The 13,353-nt window shown below is 67.6% G+C and carries 13 protein-coding genes; 8 read left to right on the plus strand and 5 right to left on the minus strand.

The genetic code is table 11. From position 1 onward, the window contains the following. The first annotated feature begins 64 nt into the window (after window positions 1–64). Window positions 65–484, plus strand: coding sequence for a DUF6069 family protein (locus P1K88_RS04585; protein WP_276412911.1), 420 nt, complete (start codon window positions 65–67; stop codon window positions 482–484). 15 nt (window positions 485–499) lie between these two features. Here the strand turns inward: P1K88_RS04585 and P1K88_RS04590 are convergent, their stop codons facing one another. Beyond that, entirely contained in the window at window positions 500–988 is a 489-nt protein-coding gene (locus tag P1K88_RS04590; protein WP_276412912.1) for a DUF7552 domain-containing protein, read from the minus strand. 246 nt (window positions 989–1,234) lie between these two features. On the opposite strand from P1K88_RS04590, the gene P1K88_RS04595 reads away from it, so the two are divergent. Next, entirely contained in the window at window positions 1,235–2,317 is a 1,083-nt protein-coding gene (locus tag P1K88_RS04595; protein ID WP_276412913.1) for an aspartate/glutamate racemase family protein, read from the plus strand. 9 nt (window positions 2,318–2,326) lie between these two features. Here the strand turns inward: P1K88_RS04595 and P1K88_RS04600 are convergent, their stop codons facing one another. Further along, window positions 2,327–2,932: a hypothetical protein gene (locus P1K88_RS04600; RefSeq protein ID WP_276412914.1), complete on the minus strand. Its 606-nt coding sequence runs from the start codon at window positions 2,930–2,932 to the stop codon at window positions 2,327–2,329. A gap of 78 nt (window positions 2,933–3,010) precedes the next feature. Here P1K88_RS04600 and P1K88_RS04605 point away from each other — a divergent pair, with 78 nt between their 5' ends. The 6 genes from P1K88_RS04605 to P1K88_RS04630 all read left to right on the plus strand — a co-directional run bounded on the left by P1K88_RS04605 (window position 3,011) and on the right by P1K88_RS04630 (window position 7,511). Continuing rightward, the gene (locus P1K88_RS04605; RefSeq protein WP_276412915.1) at window positions 3,011–4,051 is read left to right on the plus strand and encodes a P1 family peptidase; all 1,041 of its coding nucleotides are present in this window, start codon (window positions 3,011–3,013) and stop codon (window positions 4,049–4,051) included. A gap of 48 nt (window positions 4,052–4,099) precedes the next feature. Further along, complete coding sequence (locus P1K88_RS04610; protein WP_276412917.1) at window positions 4,100–5,656, plus strand: methyltransferase domain-containing protein; 1,557 nt, start codon at window positions 4,100–4,102, stop codon at window positions 5,654–5,656. Between the two features lie 11 nt (window positions 5,657–5,667). Continuing rightward, the gene (locus tag P1K88_RS04615) at window positions 5,668–6,210 is read left to right on the plus strand and encodes a GNAT family N-acetyltransferase (protein WP_276412918.1); all 543 of its coding nucleotides are present in this window, start codon (window positions 5,668–5,670) and stop codon (window positions 6,208–6,210) included. After that, a complete protein-coding gene (locus P1K88_RS04620; protein ID WP_276412920.1) occupies window positions 6,207–6,980 on the plus strand; it encodes a metallophosphoesterase family protein in 774 nt (257 codons plus the stop codon). Before P1K88_RS04615 ends, P1K88_RS04620 begins: the two co-directional genes overlap by 4 nt. A gap of 57 nt (window positions 6,981–7,037) precedes the next feature. Then, window positions 7,038–7,226: a hypothetical protein gene (locus tag P1K88_RS04625; protein WP_276412921.1), complete on the plus strand. Its 189-nt coding sequence runs from the start codon at window positions 7,038–7,040 to the stop codon at window positions 7,224–7,226. 87 nt (window positions 7,227–7,313) lie between these two features. Next, on the plus strand, window positions 7,314–7,511 hold the full coding sequence (locus P1K88_RS04630) for a hypothetical protein (RefSeq protein ID WP_276412922.1): 198 nt from the start codon (window positions 7,314–7,316) through the stop codon (window positions 7,509–7,511). A gap of 85 nt (window positions 7,512–7,596) precedes the next feature. Here the strand turns inward: P1K88_RS04630 and P1K88_RS04635 are convergent, their stop codons facing one another. From P1K88_RS04635 to P1K88_RS04645, 3 genes are all read right to left on the minus strand, one after another. After that, window positions 7,597–8,904 (minus strand): cobyrinic acid a,c-diamide synthase, encoded by a 1,308-nt coding sequence (locus tag P1K88_RS04635; protein WP_276412924.1) that lies wholly within the window; start codon window positions 8,902–8,904, stop codon window positions 7,597–7,599. Window positions 8,905–9,536: 632 nt separating this feature from the next. After that, window positions 9,537–10,259, minus strand: a complete 723-nt coding sequence (locus P1K88_RS04640; RefSeq protein WP_276412925.1) for a fumarylacetoacetate hydrolase family protein — start codon at window positions 10,257–10,259, stop codon at window positions 9,537–9,539. Window positions 10,260–10,306: 47 nt separating this feature from the next. After that, window positions 10,307–13,327, minus strand: coding sequence for an FAD-binding and (Fe-S)-binding domain-containing protein (locus P1K88_RS04645; RefSeq protein ID WP_276412926.1), 3,021 nt, complete (start codon window positions 13,325–13,327; stop codon window positions 10,307–10,309). Between the last annotated feature and the right edge of the window lie 26 nt (window positions 13,328–13,353).

Here is a 13,353-nt window from a genome sequence, read left to right on the forward strand (position 1 = left end):
CCCGTCCCGGTCGACCGGCGCCGTGATGTCAACGCTTAATCTATTCCGGCTGCCTACCTCTCGTATGGCAACCGAAGCCACCAGTCGACAGCACAGCGCGGGACCGTCGATGCCGGTCCGTGCCGGTGTCGGGCTCGCACTCGGCGTCCTCGTGAACGTGGGTATCGTCGCCGGGGCGACCAGTCTGGGCGTGGCCCCGGGCTTTCGTCCGTTGACCGTGCCGCCGGTCGCCTTCCTCTCGGCCGTCGGGGCCGTCGGCGCCGTCGTCGTCTACCAGGGCTTCCGGCGCTACCTGGACCGGCCGGACCACTACTTCGTCAGGGTCGCGGCCGTCGTGCTCGTCCTCTCGTTCCTGCCCGACGTCGGCCTCCTGCTCAACGACCCGGCCGCCACCGTCGCCGGCGTCGTCGTCCTCATCGTGATGCACGTCGTCGTCGCGGCCGCGTCCGTCTGGACGCTCGTCTACTGGAACCGCACCGACTGACTCCCGATCACTCGTTCAGCGGTTCTCGCTCAGTTTCGAGTCGAGCTGGCGGGTGACGAACTCGTCGTCGAGCAACGCCTCGGGCCCGGCGAACTGGACGACCGGGCCGTTCTCGACGCGGAGCCACTCGTCGCTTCCGTTGCCCGCCAGCGTCACGGTCTGGCTGGTGCTCGGAAGGCCGTTCTCGCGCCGTCGGCCCGTCCGTTCGCGGACGCTGACGAGTTCGACCGTCGTGTCGTCGGTCGCCGAGACGGTCAGGTCGTACCTGGCAAGCTCCGGGTCGACCCGGCGCATCGCCGCGCGGTACCGGCCGGCGAGTTCGCACGCCGCCTCGGCGTCTGCGTAGGCCTCGAACCGACACTCCCTGACGGGCTCCGGGCGGAACCCGGACACCCGGCAGGCGACGACGTACCTCCCTTCGGGGTCGGCGAGCGTCTCGATGCGCTCGCGGAGCCGCGACACGGCCTCGGCCGGGTCGCCGTCCCGTTCGCGGCCGCCCGTCACGGGCGGATCGCTCCCCTGCGACCGCGATTCACGATTCGTGGCCCGCGCTCGACCGTCCGTGGCCCGATGTCCCGGACGCCCCGCCGCGTCGGCTCTCGCATCATACGCGTTAGGCTGGCCTAAACGTTGATAACCGCTTCGGATTTTAGGCGGGCCGAAAAACGAACGGTGGAGCGCACCGGCCCGACACTCGCCGGGGCCCCGACTTATTTATTTAGCGGACGTCTGGGCTGTACCAACGGCGCCATGTCCGAGACGATAGGCATCATCGGTGGGATGGGGAACGAAGCGATGGCCGACCTGGCGGCGAACGTCGCCGCGTTGCCGGACGCGGACGACTACTCGTATGTCTGCTATGGCAACTCCCGGCAGGCGTTCACCCCGGAAGAGGCCGACGGCGAGTGGGAGGACGGCGACCCTCCGATACGTCGCAAGCGGCACACGGGCGAGTTCACCGCGGCACTCCTCCAGAACTTCGGCGCCGGTAGAGTCGGCCTGGCCTGCAACGGCGGGCACCCGCTCTACCGGGACATCTACGGGGACTTCGACTCGACGTTCGTCGACATGATCGCGGAGACGGCGGCCGTTCCCGATGCCGACGACGGCGTGCTGGTCCTCGGGACGAAACGGACGCTCGAGGAGCGGCTCTACGACGACGAGCTCGAGGCGGCCGGCATCGACACGTACCAGCCGACGCCGGCCGACCGACGGCGGCTCATGGACGTCATCTACGACCCCGAGTTCGGCATCAAGACGGGCGAGGTGACCGACGAGGCCGAATCGATGCTCTGTGACGTCGTCTCGGCGGCCTGTGACAGGCACCCGGCCATCGACTCGGTCGTCCTGGGCTGTACCGAGCTGCCGCTTGCGCTGAACGCCGAGAGCGTCCCCCGCCTCAAGGCGGCGGGCGCGCTGCCGGACCACCTCTCGGTCATCGACCCGACGCAGGTGCTCGCCGAGTCGCTCTTTCCCTCCACGGGGCCCGTCGAGACGCCCGACCAGGTCGCACTCTCGGAGTTCCGCGGGGAGTTCCTGGACTACGACCCGCCGCTGACCGTCGCCGTCGACTCCCTAGAGCAGATGGTCGAGTTCCAGACGAAGCTCGTCGAGTGGACGATGGACTACTTCGCCGACCGCGACGCACACGTCGGTGGCAGCTACATGCACGTCCCGACGCTGTTCCTGATCGACTACACGCGCCCGGTACCGGTCGACACCGACGCCCTCGACGTGACCGTCCACCGGTACGAGACCGTGCCGTCCGAACCCGACGCGGCCGTCGAGACGGCGCTGGAACGGAACTTCGAGGCCGTCTCGCACCTCTGTTGAGACTTCCCCCTACAGGTTCGTGAGGAACGGCGCCAGGAGGCCGAGGACGATGAGGCTGGCGAGTGCCACGACGGCGATGCGGAGGAAGGCCATCCCGTAGGCGGTGTTCCGGGCCTTCTGTCGGGCGACCACCTTGTAGTTGAGGAGCCGGGCGTACTCGAAGGTCGTCTTCGAATCGACGGTCGTGTCCTGGTCGTAGTCGTCGATCCACGACTCGACGGCGTCCTCGAGGTCCGCGGGCGTCTCGATGTCCCCGCTCCGTGCGTACCGCTGCAGGTCGACCGGGTCGTCGTTTCGCCAGACCAGCCACCGGTGGTCCAGGAACCGCTGGCCGACGCCCTCCCCGTAGAACTTCCGGGGCGCGAGCGCGTCCGTCAGGAACGTGATGCTCAGGACGATCATCAGCACGCAGACGACCCCCAGCACGACGAACAGACCCTGTGCCCACAACCCGGCGAGCCGGTTGTACGCGAACGTGATCCAGGTCCCGAGGGCCGCAAGCAGGAACGTGATGCCGACGATAGCCGTGTCGCTGATGCTGTCGAGGTTCGAGATAGAACGGAACGTCTCGTCCGCTTCCGCTTTTGCGATCTCCCCGTTCGTGTCCTCGGACATAGTTTCCCCATAGACGAGCCATTGTATTAGAAAGTGGGCATAACAACACTAATCCGTGGGTCGGCTGTAACCGGGAACATGACAGCGAACTCCCGACCCAGAATCCGCGAGGTCGGTGTCTGCCCCGGCCGACTGCCCACAGGGACGGACAACTCCATCACGGACGTCCCCGGAGTGTGCGTCGGTCACGAGACCGTTCGCGAGGGTGCGCCGACGGACGCGGAGTGTGTCCGGACCGGCGTGTCTGTCGTCGACCCCGACGGTGACCGGAACGTCTACGAACGTCCCGTCACCGGGGCGACCCACGTCCTCAACGGGTACGGCAAGTCCGTCGGCTTCCCGCAGGTCGACGAGCTGGGCGACATCGAGACACCGATCGGCCTGACGAACACGCTCGACGTCTGGACCGTCGCCGACGCGCTCGCGGGCCACGTCGTCGAGACCAACGAGGCTGCCACGTCGGTCAACCCCGTCGTGGGCGAGTGCAACGACGGCGTGTTGAACGACATCCGCGGGCAACACGTCACCGCCGACCACCTCTCGCGTGCACTCGAGGCGGCGACCGCCGCGAACACGCAGGAAGGCTGCGTCGGTGCGGGTACCGGAACCACGGGCTTTGGCTGGAAGGCCGGCATCGGGACGGCCTCGCGTCGCGTCGACGGACACACGGTCGGGGCGCTCGTCCTCACGAACACGGGCAAACCGGACGACCTCCGCATCGATGGCCTCCACGTCGACGCCTTCGTCGACGACTCGACCGGCGCCGTCTCGGCGGGCGGCTCGATCATGATGCTCGTCGGGACCGACGCGGCGCTGTCGGCCCGAAAGCTCCACCGCGTGGCAACGCGGACCGACCTCGCGCTCGGCCGGGTCGGCGGCATCGCGCACCACGGTAGCGGCGACTTCACTGTCGGCTTCGCGAACGGGCGCGGCGATCCGGTGGCCGACAGCGACCTCACCCCGCTGTTCAGGGGCGCGATCGAGGCCACCGAGGAGGCGATATACAACTCGCTCCTGCGGGCAGAGACGACCAGCGGACTGGAGGAGACGACGATACGGGCAATTCCCGAGGACGCCGTCGCCCGTGCAGTAGCAAACCGCAACGCGAGCGGTACGTAACTGGGCCATACACAACACCTATCTTCCCAAGCCCGCTACACCACGGTGATGCCACCCGAGGAACTGGACATCCAGTCGGAAGCGACCGTCTCCGTGCTCTTCCTGGACGTGCGGAACTTCACGCTGTTGCTCGACAACTACGATTCCAAGGACATCACGGAGATGCTCGACTTCCTTTTCAGTTCCGTCCGCGACATCGTGACCGACCACGGCGGGACGGTGGACAAGATCGTCGGCGACGGGATGATGGTCGTCTTCGAGGGCGACGACCCCGGGACCGAGGCGCTCCGGGCCGCGACCGAGATCCACCAGAACACGACCGGCGAGACCGAACGGACCCAGGGCTTCGGGACCATCGAGATCGGCATCGGTATCTCGACCGGGACGGTCAACCAGGCGAGCCTCGCCGACGTCGACTCGACGGTCATCGGCCGGTGTGTCAACATCGCCGCCCGACTCGAGGCGCTGTGTAAGAAGTTCGACGCCTCGATCCTCTTCGACGCGGAGACCTACCGCAGCAGTTCCGTCCGCGGCCTCACCAAGGGCTTCATCGCCCGCAAGATTCCGGACCAGAACCTTCGTGGCATCCGGAAGGGTATCGACGTCTATCACCTCTGTGATACCCACAAGTTCAGCGAGGAGTACATCAGACTGTTCAACGAGGGCGTCGAGCAGTTCGTCGACCAGAACTACGAGGCGGCGCTCAGCGCGTTCACCGAGGCCTACACGCGCGACGAGCGCTACACCGACCAGGCCTTGCTCAACCACTTCACGAACAGCTGCTTAGAGCACATCAACAACGAGCGGGCCCTCTTTCGCAACCCGGACCGCTACGAAGAACACTCGACGACCCAGGAACGCCAGTCCCTGGAACTGGAGGGGTACATCGACCGCGTCACGCTGACCCGCGAGTTCGACCCCGAGTACGTCCTCGACGTCGGCTGTGGGACCGGGAAGGTGACCCAGCGCCTCGCGAAGTCCTACCCCGACAGCACCATCGTGGGCCTGGACACCTCCCGCTCTGCCGTCGCGAAGGCCCGGACCGAACACGCCCCCGAGAGATTCGACATCGAGTACAAACACGCCGCGATAGAGAACTACTGTCCGGACGACGAACGCGGGCGCTACGAACTCATCTTCTCGAACTCGGCGATGCACTGGGTCGAAGAGCAACACCACGCTTACGCGAACCTCCGGCGGCTGATCACCGAGGACGGCCTGCTGGCCATCCACCAGGGCCACGAGGGCACGTACAAGGAGTTACACCAGGTGACCGTCGACGTCCTCGAGGACTTCGGCTACGACTCGTACTTCGAGAACCTGAGTCCGCCGCTGGACCTCATCTACTACACCGAGGAGGCGATGCGGACGCTGCTCGAACGCCACGACTTCGACCCACTCGAGTCGAAAGTCGAGGAGACCACCGCACCGGACACCATCATCGAGGACTTCGCCGAGGCGAGCCTCAACGCCTACTGTGACCGACTCGAGAACGACTCCCAGCGGACTGTCTTCCGGGAGCAGTTCAAGAAGCGCGCCAACCGGGAACTCGACACCGACGACGTCACGGTCCGTCGGATATACGTGATTGCGACTCCAGCGTGAGGGTGTACACGATGGTCACGGTGGAATTCGTTCGCGACCCACGGCCCTACGGCAGCGAGATTCGGCGGCTCCTCGCCGAGGCAAACGACGAGTTCGTCCCGCCGCTTGCGTCCCGTGAGGGGACGACACAGACGGCTGGGCTCGACGAACAGCGAAACGACGCGCTCGAGGACTACCACGAGCAGTGCATGGACCAGTCGTTCGTGCTTGCCCACGCGGACGACGACGTCTACGGATTCCTCTCCTTTCGCCAGGACTACGCGACCGAGGCGCTGGGGGACTACATCCCCTCGAACTACGTTTCGACGATCATCGTCGACGAGGCCCGTCGCCGCGAGGGGTACGCACGACGGATGTACGAGACGCTCCTGACGGACCTCCCGCCGTCGGCGCGGGCGCCCTACGTCACGACCCGGACCTGGAGCACGAACGACGGGCACCTGACGCTGCTCGAGGAACTCGGGTTCGAATGCCTCGCTCGCCTCGAGGACGACAGGGGCGAGGGCATCGACACAGTCTACTACGGCATCGCCGCCGACGAGTTCGACCCGTGAGCGGCCCCATCGCGGTCCTCGGCGACGTCCACCTGGAACCGCGCCGGGAATCGCGACTGTTCGACGCGCTCGAGGCGACGCTCCGGGACGTCCAGTCACACGACCCGTCGCTGCTGGTCGTGCTGGGCGACGTCGTCCAGGAGACGGCCCCCGGGACCGACCGGCGATTGCTCCGCCGGTTCGTCGACTGCCTCGAGCGTACCGACGTCCCGTTCCGGTGTGTCCCCGGCAACCACGACCTGGCCGGCCTCTCGCCGGCGGCCTATCGCGACGTCGTCGGCCACGACCTGTGGGACATCGACCCGTCGGCCGACTGCGTCTTCCTCGATTCGACGGCGCCCCACCTCGACGGCGGCCGGGGGGAGGTCTCCGAGGCCCAGCTGGCGCGGCTCCGGGACCTCCGTGGCGAACTGACCGACGCCGTGGCGTTCGTCCACCATCCGCTCGCCCGCCAGACCCTCGACGGCAACTACTGGCACGAGTCGGCCCCGGCCGGCGCGTACTGTGCGAACATGGACCTCGTGTGCGACCGCCTGTCTGCCGCCGGTGTCGCGACGGTCGTCAACGGACACCTCCACTGGTGGGGGTACGTCCGGTCGGACGACGTGGTCCACGCCACCGTCGACGCGTTCAACAAGGAACTGCATCCACGGGGCGAGACGGGGAACTACGCGCTGGTAGCGCCGGGCGACCCGGCGTCGGTCACGAAGGTGGCCGGCGACGGGACGGCCGAACGGCTCGACGGACGGTTCGACCGCTCGCCCGACTAGGGGCGCCGACTGGTCCGCTCCCCAACACTTACGTTCGCGTCTGCCGTCCATTCGCTCGTGTCGGCCGCTGCCACGTCGTTCTGGCAGGAGTGCGACCGCTACCACGACCTCGCGGAGCGGTTCGAGCGCAATATCGAGATCACCCACCCCGACGCCCTGTCGGGGCGTAGCGGCACCTACAGCTGTGGCTGTGCCTGGTGTGCCCGTGAGGTGACCTACTACACGTACGCCGGCCCGCGACGCTGATGGGCGCTGGCCCCCGTCCAGTTTTGGGTGGCGGCGCAGAGACTTCACAGGCGCGGGTTTGAATACCGTCATGCCCCATGTACGGGTATGGATACCGACCGACTGCTCGAGCTCGCACCCCACTACATCGCCATGCTGGCGCTGGTCTTCCTCGTCCTCGAACTCGTTACCATACTCGTTGGCGACATCGGCTTCCTGACCGAACTGGCCATCATCGTCGTCATCGTCTTTGCCTACCGCCCCATCGTGATTCGCCTCGGCGTCGCCCCCAGCGGCTGGCAGTGAGCGAACCGGAACCCGACTGTCCGGTCCGGGCACCGTCTCTGGCGTACGGCTCGCCGCGCTCACCTCGGCCACGCACGGCGGCCGGTCAGCGCTCGGCCGCCCGCTCGACGAACGCGTCGAACGCACCGCTCTCGGGGTGGAGGTGGCAGTAGGTCCCCAGCGTCCGGTGCGCACAGAGGCCGTCCCGTCCGTCGAGAATCCCCGTCCCTCGCACGACGTCGAACGCGAACTGCGCGTCGCCGGCGACGTCGGCGCTGGAGTAGTGGAACTCGTGGCCGCGACGCCGGTCGGCCGCCGCCGCGGTCAGCGTCCCTCGCGTCGCCCGCAGTTCGACGTGGTCCAGCGCCTGATAGCGGTCGTGCATGCGGACCGTCGCGGGCAGCACGCCGGCCATCTCGTGGGTCTCCCCGTCCGTCGTCGTCAGCGACTCGGCGAGCGCCATCAGCCCGCCACACTCGCCCAGGACGGCCGCACCGTCGACGGCGCGGGCCGCGATGGCGTCCATCGTCGGACTCTCTGCCAGCGCCGCTGCGTGTAGTTCGGGGTATCCGCCCGGTAGGTAGACGCCGTCGCACGCCGGTAGGTCGTCGCCGGCGAGCGGCGAGAACGTGGCGACCGACGCCCGGTCGCGGAGGCATTCGAGCGTCGCCGGGTAGGTGAACCGGAACGCCGCGTCACGGGCGACGGCGATGCGGGCGTCGGTCGGGGCGCCTGTCTCGTGGGGCTCTGGACGCGGCGGGGCACGCGCGAGGTCGAGGAGCCGGTCGACGCGTATCGCGCCGGCGGCGTCGTCGAGGGCCGCCTCGTCGAGGGCCGCCTCCTCGCCCATGTGGAGGCCGAGGTGGCGGTCCGGAATCTCGAGCGCGTCGTCCGGCGGAATCCGACCGAGGTACGCCAGCTCGTCCGGCAGGGCGTCGCGGATGCCCTCCGCGTGGCGGCCGCCGTGGGCGCGCTGGGCGACGACGCCGGCGACGTCGACGTCGCGGCCGGCCCGGGACGCGTACTCGCGGAACCCGTGGGCCGTCGCGGCGACGCTCTCCATGCCGGCCGTCGCGTCGACGACCAGCACCACCGGGAGGGAGAGCGCCTCGACGACCATCGCGGTGCTGGAACAGTCGCCGTCGTACAGCCCCATCACCCCCTCGACGACACAGACGTCGCCCTCGCCCCGGTAGTAGTTTCGGCGCACGCCCGCGCTCCCTTCGAGCCACAGGTCGAGCGTCCGCGAGGGCGTCCCCGCGACGGCCGCGTGGTGGCTCGGATCGATGAAGTCCGGCCCGGCCTTCGCGGGCTGGACGTCGTGGCCCCGGCTCTGGAGGGATCGAAGGATAGCGAGCGTCGCCACGGTCTTCCCGACGCCCGACCGGGTACCGGCCACGACGAACCCCTTCATCTGCCCGCCCCTCCCCACACCACGGAGGTTGCGCGGTCGTCGCTCTCACTCGCCGGTCGCGTCCCGCTGTCCACGTGTGCTGTCACGTCGTTCGTTCCGTGGGGGGCGCCGCATGAATGAGTATCGACTGGCCTCACCACGGGGTCGTCGTCCAGCGACGTCTCGAACGCTCAGGTGGTCGGGAGGAGATTCCCCCGTTCGAGCCCCGTGGACGCCCGCACCGTGACGGACGCGCTCGCCCCTCGGCACCCAGCACGGCACCGCAACTGGACCCGGCAGGCGCCGCCGGGAAGTTCCCGGTGTACCCATCCAGTCACACGGCCGTCGCCTCACAGGACTCGTGGTCGGTGCGTCGGAAACGGTCTCACGAATCAACGTTGCCGGACTCATACAGCCGAACTCGCTATTCGAAGTGCAGCGACCCGACTCACACTCATAAATAGTTAAATTATATATTCATATTTGCGGAATACATGAACTTAAAAGTATAATAGGGTTATAATAATGACAAATTCTCACTTTTCACCTCCATAGTGCGAATTTATACCTTCAAAACAGCCTCTCAGGGAAGCGTATTCCCTCATACCGGGTGTAAACAGTCGTCGGTTGAGCCACTACGACGGCGGCCCGCCTCACTCCGACGGAGCGACGACCGTGTTGCGAAGCGTCCCGACACCCTCGTAAGTAATCTCGACGGTGGCTCCGGGTTCGACGGTGCCGGGATTGGCCGGACTCCCGAAGGCGATGGCGTCGCCGGGGCGGAACGTGAACCGCTTCGAGAGGAACGAGACGATCTCGTAGGGGTTGAACAGCATCAGCTCGGTGTTGGCAGATTGGCGTGTCTCCCCGTCGATGACGGTCGTCATATCGAGATTCCGCGGGTCGAGGTCCGTCTCGATCCAGGGGCCAAGCGGGCCCGAGGTGTCGAAGGCCTTGCGGGCGGTGCGGCCCTGCTGGTCGAGGGCGTCGACGTCGTTCATGACGGTGTAGCCCCGGACCACGTCGGGGACGTCTTCCTCGGCGACGTCGTGGCACCGCTCGTCGATGACGGCGACGAGTTCGCCGGCGTAGGTCAGCTCGGCCGTCCAGTCCGGGTAGCGAATCGGATCCTCCGGACCGACGAGGGATGCCGGGGGTTTGATGAAGAAGTCGGGCTCTTCGGGGCGTTCGTAGTCCATCTGGTCGAGCGTCTCGGCGAAGTTCCGGCCGACGCAGTAGACGGCCGACGGCGAACACGGGTAGGTCAACTGTCCGTCGCGACCGACGACGTACTCGCCGTCGTCGGCGGTGACGACGCCGTCCTCGTAACGACCGGAGACGACACCTTCGGGGGTCTGCAGGCGTGCACGCTTCATACGCCTCGGTTCTCGCCCTGCTAAAAATGTCTACTGGAACGCGGCGATTACAGCCGGTCTGCGACGGCCTGGATGGGGTGGGGCGGGATACCCTCGGCGCCCTCGCGGTCGCCCAGTTGCGACCGGCAGGACCCACCGGGTGCGACGACCTGTTCACCCTCGCTCTCGGCGACCGCCTCGAACAGCAGGCCCCCGATGGTCTTCGAGAGGTCGTAGTGTTCGTCGTGGTAGCCGAAACTGCCGGCCATCCCACAGCAGGTCGTCTCCAGCGGGTCGACCTCGTAGCCGACCCGGCGGAGGACGCCGACGGCGTGGTGGTCCTTGTTCGTCGCCGTCTGGTTGCAGTGGCCGTGGTAGGAGAGCGACCCGGCGGCACCCGACGAGCGGTCGGCGGCCTCGAGTTGGTCGCCCAGACGGTTGACGTCGAGGTACTCCAGGGCGCCGTAGGCGCTTTCTGCCACGTCTCCGACGCGGTCCCCGTTCAGCAGGTCGCGGTACTCGTCCTGGAACATCACGGCGTCCGAGGGCTCGACGAAGACGACGTCCCAGCCGTCGGCCACCTGAGGTGCGAGCCGGTCGGTGTTGGTCCGTGCACGGTCACGCGCTAGGTCGAGCATTCCCGACGAGAAGGCTGCACGACCCGACGGTGCGGTGTCGTCCGGAATCGCCACGTGGACGCCCGCCGCCTCCAGCACTTCGACGGCAGCCTTGCCGGTCGCCGGATATGAGTAGTTCGTGTAGGTGTCCGGGAACAGCAGCACCTTGTGGTCGGCCTCGACCGGGGAGACGGTCGACCCACCGCGAGCCTCGAACCAGTCTTCGAGCGTCTCCCGTCGGAACGGCGGCAGTTCGCGGTCCGGGTGGATGCCCAGCAGTTTCTGCATGGCGGCCCGGGCTCCCGGAATCTCGGTCGCCCAGTTCGAGACGGGTGCCAGCGCCGACCCCAGTTTCGAGACGGTGTCGATGTTGGCAAACAGCCGTTCGCGCAGGCTCACGCCCGCCTCCTGGTGGTGCTGGTGTTTCACCTCCGTCTTGAGCTTCGCCATGTCGACGCCGGTCGGGCAGTCGCTCTTACAGCCCTTGCAGCCCACACAGAGGTCGAGCACCTCCTCCTGGAACCGGTCGGAGTGAATCTCGTCTTCGGGCAGGTCGCCGCTGATGGCCGATCGAAGCAGGTTCGCCCGGCCACGGGTCGTCTGGACCTCCTCCTTCGAGGCCCGGTAGGTCGGACACATCACGTCCTCGCCGGTCTGCCGGCAGGTCCCACAGCCGTTACACAGCTCGACGAGCTGGGTGAAGCCGCCCTCGTCCTCGAAGTCGAGCGCCGTCTGGGGCTCCAGCGACTGGTACTCCGCGCCGTACCGGAGGTTCTCGCGCATGTCCGCGCCGACGCCGCGGTCGGCGTCCGGGCCGACGTCCTCGGAGTCCGAGCGATAGACGACGTTGCCGGGGTGCATCCACCACTCCGGGTCGAAGGCGGTCTTGACCCGCTTGAACGCCTGCCAGAGGTCCTCGCCGTACATCTTCGGTGTGAACTCCGTGCGGGCGATGCCGTCGCCGTGTTCCCCGGAGAACGACCCGTCGTGTTGCAGCACCAGGTCGGTCACGTCCTCGGTGATGGAGTGCATGTCCTCGATGCCCCCTTCTGTCTTGAGATTGAGGATGGGGCGGATGTGGAGCGTCCCCGACCCCGCGTGGGCGAAGTACGCCGCCGACGTGTCGTGGTCCTCCAGCACCGCCTCGAACTTCGTGACGTACTCGGCCAGCTCCTCGGGCGGGACCGTCGCGTCCTCGATGAACGGGTACGGCTTGGGGTCGCCGTCGAGGCTCATCAACAGCGGGATGGCCGCCTTCCGGAGCTTCCAGATGTCGGCCTGGTCCTCGTCACCGTAGGCCTCGACGACCTCGAAGGCCCGCCCGTTCTCGAGGAACCGCTCGTTGGTGGCGGCGACGGCGGCCTCGAAGTCGTCGTGCAGTTCCGAGTCGTACTCCAGCATGAGCGCGGCGTCGGTCCCCTCGGGGATGGGTTCGACGTACTCCGCGTAGCCGTCGGACTCGGCCGCCAGCCTGAACACCTCGTCGTCCATCAGTTCCACGGCGCTGACCTCGTAGTCCAGCGCCACCGGGACCGCTTCCATCGCCGCGACGAGGTCCTCGAAACAGTACAGCGCCAGCGCCGTCTCCTCGGGGACGGTCACGAGCGACAGCTCGGCCTCGACGATGACGCCCAGCGTCCCCTCCGAGCCGACGAACAGCTTCGCGAGGTTCATGACCGCCTCGCCGTCCTCGTTCTCGTAGACGACGCGGTCGAGGTTGTAGCCCGTGACCCGCCGCTTCAGGTCGGGGTAGCGCGCCTCGATCTCCTCGGCGTTGTCCTCGACGACCTCGCGAACTGTCCGGTATATCTCGGCCTCGCGGTCGTCCTTGCCCACGATGTCGTCCCACTCCTCGGAGTCGAGGACGACCTCGCGGGCGTGGAGGAGCGACCCGTCCGAGAGGACAGCCGTCACCTCGTCGGTGTAGGCGTCGGTGATGCCGTAGCGGACCGAGTGCGCGCCGGTCGAGTTGTTCCCGATGCCGCCGCCGACCGTCGCCCGGTTCGAGGAGGCGGGGTCGGGTGCGAACTTGAGTCCGTGCTCGCGCAGGCGGTCGTCGAGGTCGTCCTGGACGACGCCGGGCTGGATGCGCGCGGTCTGTCCCGCCGGGTCGACGTCGACGACGTCGTCCATGTGCCGGGACATGTCGAGGACCACACAGCCCGGGCCGACGGTCTGGCCGGCGAGCGAGGAGCCGGCCCCCCGCGGGAGAATCGGGATCCCGTGGTCCGTGGCGACATCGACTGCGGCGCGCACGTCCGCGACGTCGGTCGGGTAGACGACCCCGGCTGGCTCGGCGCGGTAGATGCTGCCGTCCGTCGCGTAGAGCACTTGTACGTACTCGTCGAACTCGACGCGGCCGGTCACGCGCTCGCGGAGGTCCGCCGCCAGCGCGCGGTACTCCGCGACGTCGGGGCGGTCCTGGTCGAGCTCGTGTGCCGACCACGTCGACCGTTCGTACTCGGTGGCCATGCGATACCTCATGATCGATCCGTGTT

It is taken from the genome of Haloarcula halobia (assembly GCF_029338255.1).
GTDB classification, from domain to species: Archaea; Halobacteriota; Halobacteria; order Halobacteriales; family Haloarculaceae; genus Haloarcula; species Haloarcula halobia.

Excerpts from the sequence above, each read along its gene's own strand:
- P1K88_RS04585 (WP_276412911.1), top strand. The coding sequence starts at position 65 with ATGGCAACCGAAGCCACCAGTCGACAGCACAGCGCGGGACCGTCGATG.
- P1K88_RS04595 (WP_276412913.1), top strand. The coding sequence starts at position 1,235 with ATGTCCGAGACGATAGGCATCATCGGTGGGATGGGGAACGAAGCGATG.
- P1K88_RS04600 (WP_276412914.1), bottom strand. The coding sequence starts at position 2,932 with ATGTCCGAGGACACGAACGGGGAGATCGCAAAAGCGGAAGCGGACGAG.
- P1K88_RS04605 (WP_276412915.1), top strand. The coding sequence starts at position 3,011 with ATGACAGCGAACTCCCGACCCAGAATCCGCGAGGTCGGTGTCTGCCCC.
- P1K88_RS04610 (WP_276412917.1), top strand. The coding sequence starts at position 4,100 with ATGCCACCCGAGGAACTGGACATCCAGTCGGAAGCGACCGTCTCCGTG.
- P1K88_RS04615 (WP_276412918.1), top strand. The coding sequence starts at position 5,668 with ATGGTCACGGTGGAATTCGTTCGCGACCCACGGCCCTACGGCAGCGAG.
- P1K88_RS04630 (WP_276412922.1), top strand. The coding sequence starts at position 7,314 with ATGGATACCGACCGACTGCTCGAGCTCGCACCCCACTACATCGCCATG.
- P1K88_RS04635 (WP_276412924.1), bottom strand. The coding sequence starts at position 8,904 with ATGAAGGGGTTCGTCGTGGCCGGTACCCGGTCGGGCGTCGGGAAGACC.
- P1K88_RS04640 (WP_276412925.1), bottom strand. The coding sequence starts at position 10,259 with ATGAAGCGTGCACGCCTGCAGACCCCCGAAGGTGTCGTCTCCGGTCGT.
- P1K88_RS04645 (WP_276412926.1), bottom strand. The coding sequence starts at position 13,327 with ATGGCCACCGAGTACGAACGGTCGACGTGGTCGGCACACGAGCTCGAC.